The following is a 16035-nucleotide window of genomic DNA, read 5'->3' on the forward strand; positions in this document are numbered from 1 at the left end:
GTCTAATAGGACTATTATTCTATTTTTAACCGGTTCAAGGGACTCTATGTCCAACTAAACGAATATGATCAGAATTTGTTCAGTCGTTTCGTGTAAAATGGTGTCGAGGTGAGCGGAATGAAGGTTCTCATAACAGGCGGTTACGGCTTTATCGGTTCGCATGTCGCGGATCGGTTTCACGAGGAAGGCTGCGAGATTTCCGTTATAGACAATTTAATTACGGGGAGCAGAGACTATATCCCGTTTCCCCATAAAAGCTATCCGCTTTCGGTCGAAGATCCGGAATGCGAGGAAATATTTTTGTCCGAACGCTTTGATGCGGTCATTCATTTGGCGGCGCAAGTAAGCGTATCGGAATCGGTCCATAACCCGAGGCTGGATACGGAATCCAATGTGCTTGGGCTCGTACATATGCTTCACTTATCGCAAAAATACAAAGCCGGCAAGTTTATTTTCGCTTCTTCCGCTGCCGTATACGGAACCAATCCTGCTTTGCCGCTAACGGAATCGGAGTCATGCGATCCGATTTCCCCTTACGGGATCAGCAAGTGGACAGGGGAAATTTATTGCCGGAAGTGGACGGAGCTCTACGGTCTGGATACTGCATGCCTCCGATTCTCGAACGTGTACGGCCCGAAGCAGGGCAATGCGGGAGAAGGCGGCGTCGTTTCGGTGTTCATGAACCGGATGATGGAAGGGAAGCCTCTTCATATTCATGGAGACGGGGAACAGACAAGGGACTTTATTTATGCCGGAGACGTGGCCGACGCGGTCTTTCGAGCTGCAGGCAGCGGTTTGAGAGGAATTTATAATTTATCTGCGAATGCCGAATGCAGCGTGAACAGCCTGATCACCGTGCTGAAGGAGCTTCACGGAACGGTCGACGTCAGGCATGCCGAGGCCAGGCCGGGCGATATTCGCCATTCCTTATTAAGCAATGATAAAATCTCCCGAGAGTTAAATTGGAGTCCGCGGTATGGAATGGAAGAAGGCTTAAAACGGACATACGCCTGGTTCCGGAATCGCCGCCGCAGCAATTAACCGCGCTTTTTCACTCCCCCCTTTCCAGCAAAAAATTATAGCATTCTATAACCGTAATTTGGTACTTATGCTAGGTTTCGCTTTGTGCTACGATAGAAGTAAAATCGTGTCGAAAGAAAGATGAATATGTTGAAAAATGTCACTATGTCTCCTAACATAATGATTCATATTTTTCCAGAAAGCCGGGGATAACGGATGAGTGACAAAATGAAAGTTTTGCTGACGACGGAAGGGACGTACCCCTTTCATCAAGGAGGCGTCAGCACCTGGTGCGATATTTTGATCAACAAGCTGGAGCCTGTCGATTATGTCGTATATGCCATATTATCCAATCCGTTCGTTACTCAGAAGTTCAAGCTCCCGAAAGGGGCGTCGCTCTATACGGTTCCGCTGTGGGGAACGGAAGAGCCGAGCGAGCATTTGTCGACGCCGTTTCCTCATATTTACCTGATGAAAAAACAAACCGGTCCGAATGAGATCAAGGAGCATTTTATTCCCCTGTTCCGGGAGCTTGTGGACGAAATTATAGCAGAAGTGAAAAATCCCCGCAGATTTGCCGATATTTTATTAGGGCTGTACCGCTTTTTTCAAACCTACGAATATAAAGAAAGCTTTAAATCCGAGCTGGTATGGGATACATATAAGCAGATGATATTGACCGCTGCGGCGGATCAGAATACCGGACTCAGCCAGCCCGACATTTATGGCATGGTGCAGAGCCTCGGCTGGCTTTACCGTTTCTTCAATATAGTCAATACGCCGGTCCCTAAGGTCCATGTGGCCCATTCGTCGGCGGCCGCGTTTTGCGGCATACCTTGCGTACTGTCGAAGCTGCTGCATCAAACGCCTTATTTGCTGACCGAGCATGGCATTTATTTGCGCGAGCAATATTTGTCGTTGTCTAACCGGGGATATTCGTCGTTCCTGAGCAAGTTTTTGATCCGGATGGTGCATTCGATCACAAGCTTGAATTATACGTTCGCGGATCAGGTATCGCCTGTTTGCCGGTACAACATGCGGTGGGAGACGGAATTCGGCGTAGCCAAGAAGCGGATTGACGTCATCTACAACGGGGTGGACAAAAGCGTATTCGTCGAAGCGCCGCCGAGGCCTCCCGGGCCTCCCGTTATCGTTATGGTAGCCAGGATCGATCCGATCAAGGATATCCAGACCTTCATGAGAGCGGCCAGATTCGTGCTCGACAAGCAGCCGGATGCCAAATTTATCGTATACGGCTCGGTCAGCGTGCAGGCTTACTATGAGGAATGCCTGGCGCTTAAGGAGCAGCTGAAGATGGGAGACTCCTTCGTCTTCGCCGGCCATGCGACGCAGATGACGGCAGCTTACCATAGCGGGGATATTGTCGTCTTGTCGAGCATTTCCGAGGCGTTCCCTTATTCGGTTGTAGAGGCGATGATGACCGGAAAGCCCGTCGTAGCAACGGATGTCGGGGGCATCAAGGAAGCGCTTGGACATACCGGCGTGCTTGTCGAGCCGCGCAACCCCGAAGCGCTTGCGGAAGGAATCATGACGTATGCCTCCAATCCGGAGCTGAGGGCTGAAGTAGGCAGAGAAGGCCGGGAACGTGCATTAAGCTACTTTACTCTCGACAGAGTGCTGGAGCTGCATTTGAAAAGCTACATCAAGCTTGCGACCCGTGCGATCGAACGGAAGCCTGCTCCTGCGGTCAAAGTGTCTCCAAGCGAGAAGCAGCGGCATGCGATGGAGAAAGCCTTCACGCTCGCCGCGCTCGGTTATTACAGGGAAGCGATCTCCCAGTACAGAGAAGCGCTCAGGCTTCTGCCGGCTCATCCTAGCGTACCGTACATTTTGACGGAGATCGCCGGCTTGTACAACAAGCTCGGGGAGTATGACAGGTCGATGGCGGAGCTGGCCAAATGCGAAGCGTATATCGGGTTAATCGCCGACCGGGAAATTTCCTAGAATGAGAAGAGAGGAGGCGGCCGCAAATGAAAATAAGAAAAAAAGCTGTTCGCGGCTATGCCGAATCCGCCGTTCGCGAAGAGTTGAAGCTCAGGCAGGAAACCCATCGGCTGCGTATGAAAGGGCTGGAGGAGGAGCTGCAGGCGCTGCAGCACGATAACGGAAGGCTGCGTCGGGAGCTGGAGCACCTCGAATCACATCAGCCCGACGGGGGTACCGTCGCCGGAGACGATCCCGTTCATCTCATCGTGCAGGAAAAGCTGCTTCACATCCATCTCGAGCAAAGCGGCGACGTATGGGAAGCCATGAAGAGGCTGAAGGAGCTGGAAGAGGAGCTGCGGGTGGAGCTTGTGGAAAAGCAGCGCGAATGCGACGACTTGCTTGAACGCCGGGCTAAGGGGGAAGCCGGCGGTTTGACTGGAAACGGGGTGCAGAATAATGAAGCATCGGAATAAGCTCCCGACGGTATGGTTCGGACTCGATAAGAGGGAAACGGAGCGGTATTTGAGTAAGAGCAGTGCCCTGTATGAAAGAGAAGCGGAGCAGCTGGAAGAACGGATTTTGGCGGAAAAAGCGATAAATAAGAGATTGAGGCAGGAGCTCGAACAAAAACAAGCTCTGTTGAACAAGAATGGAAGCGGCAATTCAGCCGGATTGGCGGATTTTATTTTGCAGAGGCTGGAAGAAGCGGTTGAAGCCTTGCGCAGGCAAGGGGAAGACGAACGGAATAGGCTGCATGAGCTGATGCAGGTGAAGCGTGAAGAGCATGACAGCAGACGGGAGGACCTGGATCGCCGGCTGGCTGAGCGTCTGGCCGACTATGAGCGGGAGCAGAAGCGGGCACAGGAGGAACGTTTGAAGCAGGCCGAGGAAGCGAAGCTTGAGGAGGAGCGTCAGGCCCATGAAGAAGCGACACGGGAACAGCTCCGGCAGGGCGAACCGCTGCTTGCGAACAGGGCGAATGTCGTTCCGTTCAGGGCGAAGCCGATGACGGATATTCAGCAGGCCGCCGAACCGGAGCTGAAGATGGTCACAGCGGACGGTGCGTCGGCTCCGGCGGCCCAGAATCAGCCGGAAGCCGCGCAGCGGATGAGTTATGAGCCTTCCGGACCGGTGCTACCCGATAAAGGGGCGGCGTCCTCCGCATTTTGGGGAGATGTGAGCTTCTATATGGCGGATGATAACCGGCGTGCGGATGGGCCTGCCGCTGCACTGCCTGAGGATCCGGCGTTCTCACCCCCTGCGGCGCACGAGAAAATGCCGGCCGGCTACCCGAGGAAGCGGGCTGAGGCGGAGGTTGCCGCTTCGGCAGCCGAGCCTTCCCCGCGGACCGCGAAGCCGAAGCCTTCGAACGGGAGCCCCGCGCCGGCAGACGAGTCCGGACCCGGTGCAGGAAGTCCGGCGCTGGCGGAAGAAATCCGGTCGATCCAGTACCGGTATATTGCCGGAAAAGCGGCCGGCGAGAATTTATACGGCGAAGACGGAGCTCTCATTATTGCCAAAGGGGAAATCATAACCGCCGATACGATTAAACGGGCGGAACGTGCAGGCAAAATGCCGGATCTGATCGTTCAAATGGTCATTCCCGGCTTAACGGAGCTTTCGTGAGCATGGTTATCGGACCGGGGCAGGCCGGAGGGGGAATCGGCCGGCGCGAACGCTTTGACAGGCTGGTAGAGGAAGTTATGAGCAAGAACATGACTCCTGAGGATCGGAGCGAAGTGGCGGCGCTTCTCGAATCGATGGGATGGAACGACAGCCGGGCGACGGAATTATTCGGGGTCGAGAACATCTTTGAGCTGGCCTCGGAAATTTGGGAGCAGATCCGGCAGAAGGTCGTGACGACCCCTTTTACGCAAAATGCGAATACCGGCGCCGTGAAAATGACGTTTGAGCTCGTGAAGAGCTTTTTGAGAGGCCTTATTTTTGCACTGCCTATGGCAATTTCCGTTATCTCGATGCTCACGCTGAAGTTTTCGCTGTGGTCGTACCAGAATCTGTCCGTCGAGCTTGCGACCTGCATCGCAATCGGCACGATCCTCAGCTTTGTTGTCGTAGGCGGTTATACGCAGGCGATTGCAAGAAGAGGCTTCTTCTATATTTACCAGGGCTATTACACGATGGCCAGGAAGGCGACTTTCCTGTTTATCCGGTTCGGTTATTGGACCTGTCTGGCGGTAGGCGCCGCTATTTATTTGTTTAACCTTATCTTTAATATTTTTCCGATAAACATGTTTATGTATATCCTTCTATTCTTCTTTTTCTTGAATTCGATCTGGCTGTCCGTAACCGTCATGTATATTTTGAAACGCGAGCTGACCTTTACGGGCCTTATCGTGGCAGGCATCGGCGTCGTTTACGTTTTTTTTCGCGAATTCAAGATGGATATTATCGTGTCTCAGCTGATTGCGATATCTCTTGTGTCGATTGCGGGCATGGCACTCGTCATCTATTATTTCAGAGCCGCCGAGAAGAAGGAAGAGAAGGGCATCGCACCAAAGATGACCCGGCTGTCCATTACGATTTACTCGATCATGCCTTATTTTATATACGGCTTTCTCTATTTCTCGTTTTTGTTCGTCGACCGCGTCAATGCCTGGTCCGCCAACGAGAGCTTTATGCCCTACTTCATCTGGTTCCGCGGCGAATACGAGCTTGGACTTGACTTTGCGCTGCTCGCGCTGATGATTCCGCTCGGCGTCTGCGAGGTATTAGTTAATAAGATGATGATGAATATCGAAGCGAGCTACAAGCGTTACTGGGGCTTTGAAACGGACAAAATGAACGCTTTTTTCGAGAAAGCCTACTACCGGATGATCATCGTTATTACCGCCGCATCGTTATTCAGTGCCGTCCTTATTTATTTCGTCATCCTCTGGTCGGAGCAGCTCTACTTTCAAGCGTACGGCAGCCATCTGATCGTTAGCGTCAAGACGCAGTTCGTCTTCATTATTGCGCTGGCTTCCTACGTCATTCTTGCCATCGGCCTGCTGAATGCGGTCATTCTGTTTTCACTTTCCCAGCCGAGTCTTGTCAACAGGGCGATTTTGCCCGCGCTTGGCGTGAACTTCGCCGTCGGGTTTCTGCTCAGCCGCTGGGTCGACTATACGTTTGCCGTATTTGGCTTGATGGCGGGGGCGGTTGTGTTCGTGCTTTTATCGTTTAAAGCCATGCGGTCGGTTTTTCGTAAGCTCGATTATTATTTGTACGCGATATCGTAGGAGGGAGAAGCCAGTTGGACTATTCATCGTTCTCCCACCAGCTCTATGCGATGCTGCACTACGGCTTTGCGTTTGTTTTGCTGATGATCGTCTGGCCGCGCTTCTTCCTGAAGGCCGATTCCGGGGATGCTCTGGAGAACGGGGCGGCGCTGTTTGCGAAAGCGGTCTGTCTTTATATCGTGATCATTTACGTGCTCGTCGTCTTAAAGCTGTATGAAGTCATATCCGTATCCGCCGTCCTTCTCCTCATGTCGACCCGCCGTTTCTGGCGCAAAGGCTCGGCAGAGACAAGGGCGGAAGCTTCGAGCTCTTTTCATGTCTGGTTTTACCACCTGCTGGAGGTCGGCTTTCGGGTCAAAACGAAATGGCTGGAAGCGCGGGGCAAGCTGACGATGGCGCGCAAGCAGGTCAACCTGTACAAGTGGCGCGGCAGCGACCCTTTGCACAAGCTGCTTCTGGCCGGAGTTCTGGGCGCGGCCGCTTACGTCCGCTTTTACGATGCAGTGCATTATGCGGCTCCGGCCTTGTCCGACGGCTCGGTTACGCTGGCTTGGATGAAATATATCAACAACCGCATGTTGTTTCACGACGAGCTGTATCCTCAGGGCTTTCACATTACGCTTTCGCTGCTGAGCAAATTCGCGGCTATCGACCCTTTATATATATTGAAGTATACGGGACCGCTGAACGGCGTCCTGACCGCCGCCTCCTTTTATTTCGTTCTGTCGAGACTGACGGGCAGTAAAATGGCGGGTATCGCGGGGGCGGCTTTGTTTGGGCTTGGCGGAGCTTTTCTGCTCGGCAGCGACTGGGAGCGCCAGGCCGCAACCAATTCGCAGGAGTTCGCTTTTGTTTTTGCTTTTCCGGCTTTTTATTTCTTTCTAAGGTATTTGGAGAAGGGAGGCAGGCATTCGTTCTGGGCGGGCTTCGCTGCGGTAAGCGTTACGGGCTTCGTTCATTCGCTTGTGTTCGCTTACGTCGGTATGGGACTCGCCGTCGCTTTGATCGCATCCGTCATGACGCCGGCAGCGAGGTCCTGGAATAGGATTTTAATCGTATGCGCCGCCGGCGCCGCTGCCGTTGTATTCACCTATGCGCCGATTCAGATCGGCTCGTGGGCCGGCGTTTCGTTTAATGAGAGCGCGGCCGAATTTTTGACCAGTACGACGGAGGCTGCGTTCCCGCAGCTTATGCTGAGAGATTATTTGGGGCTCGGAGCGATCGCATGGATCGCGTTAAGCGCGCTCATCGGCTGGCGGGACAACCGGAACCGCATTTCGGAATGGTTCGCGGTCGGGATAGGGACGGCCTCCTTTCTTCTTTATTATGTGATGCCGGCCGCTACAAAGAGCATGATGCTCGCTTCGAGAACGTGGAGCCTTTGGGCGCTTGCCGTCTGCTTTTGCGTCGGCTTTGCATGGTGGTCCCTGTGGCGCTTCGCCGCCAGGCTGAAGGGGACGGCCCTGGCTGAAAGGCTGGCCGCAACGGCTGCCTTGACCGTATTCGTCTGGTTTGTCGGGCTCAGTCCGATCCAGACGTACAAGATGGACTGGGAAAGCATGTTCCGGCAATATTTGCGCATTTCCTCGTTGTACCTGGAAAATACATGGACCGTTTTCTCGCAGGAGGAGGGGTACGCTCTTATTTACGGACAAGGGTGGCATCAATATATTTCCACACTGGTGGACAGATACGATCCTGCCGGTACGCCTATTACGCGAATAGGTCAGGACGAATACGATCCTGATGTCACCAAGCATATGTTCATTTTTGAACAGAAGCAGGTTTTCAAGGTGCCGTCGAATCTCAGCATATACGAAAAGCTGGAGCAGGAGCGTTATAGCAAACAAGAAAAAGAGCAGGTGCTCTTGAAGGAATGGATGGATCGTTACATTGCCGCTCACGGAAAACCTCCGGTTTTTTACGAGGACGAATATATCCGCATCTGGTACTTGTACAGGCCGGACGCCGAGGACAAGGAACGGCGGAGAATTTGGGGAGGAGCATGAAAGGAGGGGAAGCATGCTTAACGCGCTTACGGTTGATGTAGAGGATTGGTATATGACGAACGGACTGGACATCGATCCGTCGGAATGGCATAAGTACGAGGATCGTGTCGTAAGGAACACGACCCGGCTGCTCGGCCTGTTCGACAGTTATTCGGTCAAAGGAACGTTTTTTATTCTGGGCTGCGTGGCCGAGAAGCATCCGGAGCTTGTGCGGGACATCGCGGAGCGGGGGCATGAAATCGGATCTCACGGCTATTGGCACCGGCTGGTTACTTCGCAGACCTTGGAGCAATTCCGGCAGGATGTAAGATCGTCCAAGGAAATACTCGAGCGTCTTGCTGGCAGAAGAGTCGAGCTTTACCGGGCGCCTTCCTGGTCTATATCGCGGGCAAGGTATGATGCGCTCAAAATATTGGCGGAGGAAGGCTTCGCCTGCGATTCGAGCATGCAGCCCTTTCAGACCCCGCTCTCCGGCATCTCGGGAGCTCCAAAAACGCCGTTTTCGCCCGTACTCGACGGTGAGCCGCTCGGCATTCGCGAGTTTCCGCCTACCGTAGCGGAGCTGGCCGGCATATCCATGCCCTTCTCGGGCGGCTTCTACCTGAGGGCAGTGCCGTATCCCATGGTGAAATGGGCGCTGAACCGGGTCAACCGGACAAGGCCGGGAATGATCTATATCCATCCTTGGGAGATCGACCCCGCCCAGCCCCGCGCCAAAACCTCGGCGTTTATACGCACGATCCAGTACTACGGGCTGAACGGGACAGAAGGCAAGCTGAAGCGGCTGTTCCGCGACTTCAGCTTCCGGCCGCTCGGGGAAATCATAAACGGGGAAAGCTTCCCGCCCCACCGGCTTTACTCGCCGGGAGCAGGATGAGCGCGCCGGCAATCGCCAAGCCGCGGGGCAAGCGTTTCACGGCATGGATTCTTATTGGAGGCGTGACCGCAGTTCATTGTCTAGTGGCGGCTGTTTCCTTTCTGAAGGATTTAACGTTTGCCGCTTATTTCGGGACGTCGCAGGCGGCGGATCTGGTAACGACGGCCTTTCTGCTCCCGGAGGCGATCAGCTATAACCTGATCGCAGCGGTCATCGGCATTGCCGCGGTACCCGAGCTGAGCCGAAGATGGCAGGAGAAGCAATACGGCATGTTTTTACGGAGTGCGGCACGGATGGCGCTGCATGCAGCCTTGCTGATGACCGGGGCGCTCCTCCTGCTTTTCCTTGCAAAGAATGGAATGATGGCCTTATTTGGCTACGGTCCGGGCAGCGCCGGGACGGGAGAGCTGGAACGCTTATACGTGCTGCTGCTCTTCTCGATGCCTCTGTTTCCGCTCTTTGCCATTGGCGGGGCGGCCCTTCAAGCATCGGGAGCCTTCTATGCCGCAGCCGCCGGACCGATTGTGCTGAATGCTGCAATGCTGGCAGCCCTCTCGCTTTCCTGGGCAGGAAATGTTCCTGAACAAAGCGGCTCATTCACGTATGCAGCCTCTATTCTGGCAGGGGCGGGCGGGATGACGCTGATGGTATGGGCGGCACTGCGCAGAAGGCTCAGGCTGGTGGCACAGCTGTCGTTCGCTTCGGCATGGCGGCAAAAGGATAACGAGGCAGCAGTAACTGCAGCGGTAACGGGCAAATCGCGGATGGCGGCCGGGGGACTGCTTCGCGTCTACCGGGACATTCTGCCGCTGCTGCTGTTGAACTTGTTTTCTCAGATGCTGTATGCGACAGAAAGGGCGATTGCCGCCAATATGGAGCCCGGTACGCTGGCCGGCCTGAATTACGCGTACCGTATCGCCCAATTTCCCAATTGGGTATTCGTGGCGGCGGTAACCGCTGTATTGCTCCCCGCGTTGTCGCGGTCGGCTTCGGCCGGCGGCGGGCAAGCCGCGAAGCCCGAGCTGTACCGCGCGCTGCGCGCCACGCTCGGCCTGATGCTGCCGGCGGCTGCGGTCTTATTCTGGCTCCGGGAGCCGGTCATTTCGCTGCTATTCGGCCGGGGGGCTTTCGGCCCGCAATCCGTTGCTCTTACTTCCGAGCTGCTTGCCGGATACTCCTTGAGCGTCGCCCTACAAGCGGTTTCCGTCATTTGCCTGCGTTATTTCCTGGCTTGCGGACGACTATACGGCCCTGCGGCGGTCTACCTGGCCTCGACGGTATGCACGATCGCATTTGATCTGCTTGCTGTGCGTTCCTTCGGTGCCGCAGCGCTTGGTTACGGCGCTCTTTGCGGCTGGGCTCTTAATGCTTTGCTTATGTTTATGTTAGTCGTACGAGATTCGAATAATCGGAGTGGTTAATATGTCGAGCCCGTCATTTTTAATTATTATACCGGCCTATAATGAAGAGGAGAATATTGGGAGCGTGCTGTCCGGACTGCTGGAAACGGGGCTGGCGGCCGAAATTCTGGTCATTAACGACGGCTCGCGCGACCGCACGGAAGAGGTTGCCAGACGATATCCGGTAACGGTCATTTCGCATCCGGTGAATCTCGGATACGGAGCCGCGCTTCAGACCGGCTACAAATATGCGACGGAGAAGGGGTATCCTTATCTCCTCCAATTCGACTCCGACGGCCAGCATAATCCTAACGATCTGTCCCGCATTATGAACGAGCTGGAGAAGGGGGATGCCGATATCGTGATGGGCTCGCGGTTTCTGGAGGAGAGCAGCGGGTTTGACACCGGTTTTGTGAAAGGTGCGGGTATCCGGTTTTTCCGCCTGTTAATCCGCAAGCTGACCGGCACAAAAATTACAGATCCGACCTCGGGCCTTCGCGGCGTCTCCAGCAGCGTATTTAACTTTTATTCGATCCGGGACCGGTTCCCGGCGGATTTCCCTGACGCGGATATTTTGATCCAGCAGCTGCTGATGAAGTTCAGGGTAAAGGAAGTTCCGGCCCATATGCGTCAAAGGGAAGCGGGCGTCTCCATGCACGCGGGTTTTAAGCCGGTTATTTACGTTCTGCAAATCATGCTCAGCATAAGTGTCGTTATTATTAGCCATAAGCTGGCGAAGAAGGTGTCTTGAGAAGATGGATTACAAGTTAAAATGGTTCATCTTGCTTTGCGGCATTACGTTTTCCGGCGTCATTATCCGCTTGCTGCTGAAGAAAAAAATCAGCGCCCGCAACTCGGTCATGTGGCTGCTTAGCGCTGCTGCCATCCTGATCCTGTCGGCTAATCCGGGATGGTTCGACCGGCTCGCGGGAGTTCTAGGCGTCAGCTACCCTCCGTCGCTGCTGTTCCTGTTCTCAACGCTGGTGCTTCTCGTCATTGTGCTTTATCAATCCATGCAAATCTCCGTACTGAATGAAAAGCTGCGCCAGCTCGCCCAGTATGTCGCGCTTCTGGAGCCGGACCGGGATATTCCGGGAAACGGAGCACCCGGGGAAAATAAAGCGGACAGCTGACCCGGCTTTGCATCGTCAAGGAAAGGGGGAACTTTGATGTTCACATGGACGGGCACTTCCGTTTCCGCAGCGGAAGCGGCGCCTTATTTGCTTGCTGCCGCTGCCGGCTTGCTTATCCTAGCCGTTTCGTATGTGATCGTCCTGCTTCGCCGGATTCGGAAAAAATCGGAGCGTCTCCGGCTTGCCGAACGAATGATCAAGCAAATGCAGCCGGAAGCGGGGCTGGAAAACAACCTCAATCTGTTTCTGGAATCCGTCAGCACGATCATTGAAGCATACGGTTACGCCTTTTATATACGAGAACCCAAAAGCGGAAATTTTATTCTGAAAGCCGTCCGGCACGAGCGGCGCGATCCCGGACAGGCGGAGCCGTCGTACAGCGGACTCGCCCCCTATCAAAAAGAAGTCTATTTGCCCCCGCTAAGCTTGAAGGCGGAGGCGCTCGACCAGAAGGCCGGCATTGTTCACGAAGGGGAGGTGCCGATGCTTCATTTGCCTATGGAAGGCGGAAATGGAGTGATCCGCATCGGGCCGGTTGCCCGGTTGCGGAAACAAAAGATGGAAATGCTGCGCTTCCTGGTTGAGCTGATGCCCCGGATGCTGGATGTGCTGATCGAATCGGAGCGGCTTTCGCTGAAAGCCGATGTCGTGGAAACCTCCAGTCAGGCGCTTCAGGCGGTCAGCTCGATGGCGATGGATTCCGAGGCCGTCATGCAGAAGACGTTCAGCATGTCCGCCAGTGCGCTCGGCATGTCCGGAGGCTGCCTTCTCGTATCAAGCGGGGGAATCGTGGAGATGCCGGTCTTCTTCGGATGGCCGCGGCAAACCGCACAGCGGATCGCCGATTCATCGAATCTATCGATGCTCCTTCAGCTGATCGGAAGCCGGGAGCTCGTCCTGTGGAACAATAAGGTCCCGCAATTCGAGCAGGCGCTCTCGATTTTGGGACATTCGGGCGATGCGCTTATCCTTGCCGGAAAGCTGCCCCTGCCGGGCAAGCAGGCATGGTTCATAAGCGGCTTTCCACGGCTGACATCCGCTGATTTGTCGGTAGAGCAGCTCAGTACGACGGTAAAGATGATGACACGCCAGCTTGCTCAGTTAATGGAGCTCCAGGAGCGGACGAAGTCCTTCGGGCATACGTATACGGAATTTCTTAAGCTGCTCGCCGGCACGATCGACGATTTAAGCCCGTATACGGTCGGCTATTCCGAAATGATGAGCCGGTATTCGATTGTGATCGCCAAGGAACTGGGGCTTCCGGCAGACCAGATCCGCAATATCGGCATTGCCGCATATTTAAGCAATATCGGCGTGCTTGGACTTTCGGAAGAGTTATATTTAAAGGATGGAAAGTTCACCGAGGCCGAGTTTGAGAAGATGAAGCTCCATGCCGAGGTAGGTGCGGCCATCGTCGAAATGACGATCGGGAGCAAAGAAATCGCCGAGTGCATCAGATACCACCACGAACGGATGGACGGAAACGGGTATCCGAGCGGCATAAGCGGCGAGGCGATTCCGATCGGCGCGCGTATTTTATCGGTCGTCCAAATGTTTTTAGCCAAAATCAACGGACGGAAATACCGCGACCCGCTCCCTTTCGATAAAGCCATCCAGCTGATGGAATCGCTGGCCGGCACGCAGCTTGACGCCAAAGTCGTGCAAACGTTCGTCAGCTGGTTTGCGGCAAAGCGGAAGGGGCCTGAGCTTGGCGGACGAGCTTTAGGCGCCTGCTTCGAGATGGGCTGTATCCCGTCCGATATTTGCCGGGCATGTCCTGCCTATCAGCGGCCGGATCAAAATTGCTGGGAGTTCGAAGACAACAACTGTCAGGCGCACGGCAAGTCCTGCGCATCGTGTTTTGTGTATACGGAAACCGTGTCCCGCAGCAAAGTTGGTTAACCCGGTCGATTGAGGCCTGCTTATAAGCTGTTGTAGCCGCCCGCCGGGCTTGTCCAGTGAAGGAAGCCGTTTTTCCGTGCTTCCTGGGCAATTCGCGGATCGTCGCGGTCGGAAACGGACAATACCGATAATCCGGCTTTCCGGTGGCGGGCAAGAGCGTTTATCCAGTGTCCGGACCAACCGATCGCCTGCGTACCGGCTTCGAAGCCTTCCCATAAAAAACCGTCAAGCAGGGCGGCGCATGAATCGAGCTGCCGAAACCCCCGGTTTTGCAGCCATTTCATCTGCTTATGCCGTCCGCTTGCAACCGCGAGGAAAGTGCGGTATGCCGCAGTCATTTCTTCTTGCAGGGGCAGCGGAACGTAATCCTCGATGTCACCGACCGTATCCAGAAAAATTCCGTCCAGGCGATAGGACGCGGCGATCTCATCCAATTCGGCCAGCAGCAATCTCCGGTAGCCTGGAGAGCGCAAATCCATTAAGACGGAATTCCACTGCTCGAAGCGGACCGGTTTTCCGTTTTCCATAAAGATATCGGCCGGCTCGATCGCGGCTGACCGTTTCCTGTTCCATTCCGGCGATTCCATAACGGACAAATAGCCGTAGACAGCCGTTCCGGAGGCACGCAGGTCTGCAACGTCATAAGGCTGCCATTGCTGCAGCTCGATGACCGCAAGCTCCGCCTCCATGAGCCTTCTTCTCGCATCTTCGTTCGCATGGCCGTAGTAGATGAGAAACGATTGAATAGGGCCCAGCCGGCCGGTCGTCTTCTTTTTTCTGCTTCCGAACATGATGCCGGCACCTCCCATTCTTCTTCGTTTAAGTATAGCAAATCACAGACTATCATGATGATAGCCGTTATCCCATTGATAGATTTATTAAAATATAAGACTTCCGTTGGGAGGGACTGCCTTGGCAGCGGTATTATGCACGAACGGACTGCTAAGCAAAACGCTGGCGGTCGTACGTTCGATGGGAAGGCAAGGAATCCGGACGGTAGTGGGAGAAAAAACACGCTTCCACGCCAGCGGCTTTTCCAAATATGCGGATAAAACAGTCGTCTATCCCGACCCGGTTCGGCATCCGGAGCCGTTCTATGAATGGCTGTGCGAAACGATCGTTCGGGAGAAAATCGATTTCCTGTTTCCGATGGACGATGATGTGATGGATATCGTCGTCTCCAGGCAGGACGGGCTGGGGAAGCTGTGCCGCATCCTGGTCCCATCGCCGGAGAGCTACCGGATCGCAGCGGATAAGTCGTTAACGATGAGGCTTGCCGAAGGGAGAAACGTTCCTTGTCCGCGAACGGCGGAAACCTCCTTCGGACCGCAGGTTGACCCGGATGAGCTGCTTGCCGTCACTTCGGCGTTGGATTATCCGCTTTGCATCAAGCCGCGGGTCGGGTCGGGCTCGCGCGGGGTAAGGTTCGTAAACGATGCTGCCGAGCTGATTGCCGTTTTTCAAGACATCCATCTCACCTATCCGAATCCTCTGATCCAGGAAGCCGTTTCGTATGGGGGCAAATATGGCGTATGCCTTTGCTATGATGACAACCATGCGGTTCGGGCCGCATTTGTCCAAAGGGAGGTTCGCAACTTTCCCGAGGAACGGGGGCCGAGTGTCGTTCAAGAAAGCATTTATGATGAGAAAATGCTGGACTATACAAAGCGGCTGATGGACGGAATTCCTTGGCGCGGCGTTGTCGAAGTGGACTATATGGTCGATTCCCGGACCGGCGAGCCGAAGCTGATGGAAATCAATCCGAGATACTGGGCTTCGCTTAACCTGGCCTTGGCATGCGGCATCGACTTCCCGTTCATGCATTACCGGCTTGGCGTTGGAGCCGACCCGGAGCCGATGCTGGCTTACAAGGAAGGGGTGTTCGGCAGACAGCTTCTTCCGGGCGACATCCTGCATTTTCTGGCGAGCAAGAAGAGATGGCGGCAAAATCCCCCGTTTTTTACAACGAAGCTGAAGGACGACGTCATTTCCCGGGACGACCCTTGGCCTGCCGCAGGTTTTTTGGTATCCGCTCTCCGGTATTGTCTTGATTTGAAAATGTGGCGTTTTTTGATTACCCGGTAACCCTCATCTTAAGATAAAATACAATCCCCCTTAGGCGATCGCCTTGCTTTATGGTATGATTTCGGAAAAGGGGGAATCGGCCATGAAAGGACAAGGCGTACTGATTTCGGCGCTGGCGTTTGCGCTGCTTATTGCGATTTTCGCAGTGATTAATGTAGGCTCCGTGCAGGTGAACTTTTTGTTCACGAAGACGACGCTGCCGCTTATCCTTGTTATCCTCGCGTCGACCTTGCTTGGCGGCTTGACCGTCGGCCTGCTGGGGATGATCCGTCAGATCCGGCTGCAGCGCACGATCAAAGGGCTGGAGCGGCAAGTGGCAGAGCTTGAAGCCGAAGCGGAGCTTGCGGCCTATTTAAACGGGCAGGAGCCGGCCGGAGCTGAAGGAGAAAAGGTAAGTTCGGAAGGCAGTTAACGAGAAACCGG

The 16035-nt window shown here is 54.6% G+C and carries 14 protein-coding genes; 13 read left to right on the forward strand and 1 reads right to left on the reverse strand.

The annotated features are described in order from the left end of the window. The first annotated feature begins 117 nt into the window (after positions 1-117). From KP806_RS16575 to KP806_RS16625, 11 genes are all read left to right on the forward strand, one after another. Positions 118-1041 (forward strand): NAD-dependent epimerase/dehydratase family protein, encoded by a 924-nt coding sequence (locus tag KP806_RS16575; RefSeq protein ID WP_224724828.1) that lies wholly within the window; start codon positions 118-120, stop codon positions 1039-1041. Positions 1042-1248: 207 nt separating this feature from the next. Continuing rightward, entirely contained in the window at positions 1249-2985 is a 1737-nt protein-coding gene (pelF, locus tag KP806_RS16580) for a GT4 family glycosyltransferase PelF (RefSeq protein ID WP_224724829.1), read from the forward strand. Between the two features lie 26 nt (positions 2986-3011). Then, positions 3012-3440 carry a hypothetical protein gene (locus KP806_RS16585; RefSeq protein ID WP_224724830.1) on the forward strand — a complete coding sequence of 143 codons (429 nt, stop codon included), beginning with the start codon at positions 3012-3014 and terminating at the stop codon, positions 3438-3440. Further along, on the forward strand, positions 3424-4593 hold the full coding sequence (locus KP806_RS16590) for a hypothetical protein (protein ID WP_224724831.1): 1170 nt from the start codon (positions 3424-3426) through the stop codon (positions 4591-4593). Before KP806_RS16585 ends, KP806_RS16590 begins: the two co-directional genes overlap by 17 nt. A 2-nt stretch (positions 4594-4595) precedes the next feature. Then, a complete protein-coding gene (locus tag KP806_RS16595; RefSeq protein ID WP_224724832.1) occupies positions 4596-6206 on the forward strand; it encodes a hypothetical protein in 1611 nt (536 codons plus the stop codon). A gap of 14 nt (positions 6207-6220) precedes the next feature. Continuing rightward, positions 6221-8215 carry a hypothetical protein gene (locus tag KP806_RS16600; protein ID WP_224724833.1) on the forward strand — a complete coding sequence of 665 codons (1995 nt, stop codon included), beginning with the start codon at positions 6221-6223 and terminating at the stop codon, positions 8213-8215. A 13-nt stretch (positions 8216-8228) separates the two neighbouring features. After that, on the forward strand, positions 8229-9092 hold the full coding sequence (locus tag KP806_RS16605; RefSeq protein WP_224724834.1) for an XrtA system polysaccharide deacetylase: 864 nt from the start codon (positions 8229-8231) through the stop codon (positions 9090-9092). Beyond that, on the forward strand, positions 9089-10513 hold the full coding sequence (murJ, locus tag KP806_RS16610; protein WP_224724835.1) for a murein biosynthesis integral membrane protein MurJ: 1425 nt from the start codon (positions 9089-9091) through the stop codon (positions 10511-10513). The genes KP806_RS16605 and murJ overlap by 4 nt, the downstream gene beginning before the upstream one ends. Position 10514: 1 nt before the next feature. Further along, positions 10515-11243, forward strand: coding sequence for a glycosyltransferase family 2 protein (locus KP806_RS16615; protein ID WP_224724836.1), 729 nt, complete (start codon positions 10515-10517; stop codon positions 11241-11243). A 4-nt stretch (positions 11244-11247) separates the two neighbouring features. Next, the gene (locus KP806_RS16620) at positions 11248-11625 is read left to right on the forward strand and encodes a DUF2304 domain-containing protein (RefSeq protein WP_224724837.1); all 378 of its coding nucleotides are present in this window, start codon (positions 11248-11250) and stop codon (positions 11623-11625) included. Between the two features lie 36 nt (positions 11626-11661). Next, the gene (locus KP806_RS16625) at positions 11662-13527 is read left to right on the forward strand and encodes an HD-GYP domain-containing protein (protein ID WP_224724838.1); all 1866 of its coding nucleotides are present in this window, start codon (positions 11662-11664) and stop codon (positions 13525-13527) included. A 20-nt stretch (positions 13528-13547) separates the two neighbouring features. Here the strand turns inward: KP806_RS16625 and KP806_RS16630 are convergent, their stop codons facing one another. Beyond that, on the reverse strand, positions 13548-14318 hold the full coding sequence (locus KP806_RS16630) for an endo alpha-1,4 polygalactosaminidase (protein ID WP_224724839.1): 771 nt from the start codon (positions 14316-14318) through the stop codon (positions 13548-13550). Between the two features lie 121 nt (positions 14319-14439). On the opposite strand from KP806_RS16630, the gene KP806_RS16635 reads away from it, so the two are divergent. After that, complete coding sequence (locus KP806_RS16635; RefSeq protein ID WP_224724840.1) at positions 14440-15612, forward strand: carboxylate--amine ligase; 1173 nt, start codon at positions 14440-14442, stop codon at positions 15610-15612. 82 nt (positions 15613-15694) lie between these two features. Then, the gene (locus tag KP806_RS16640; protein WP_224724841.1) at positions 15695-16024 is read left to right on the forward strand and encodes a LapA family protein; all 330 of its coding nucleotides are present in this window, start codon (positions 15695-15697) and stop codon (positions 16022-16024) included. Positions 16025-16035: the final 11 nt, after the last annotated feature.

Origin of the sequence: Paenibacillus vietnamensis (assembly GCF_020169515.1) — a bacterium.
GTDB lineage: Bacteria > Bacillota > Bacilli > Paenibacillales > Paenibacillaceae > Pristimantibacillus > Pristimantibacillus vietnamensis.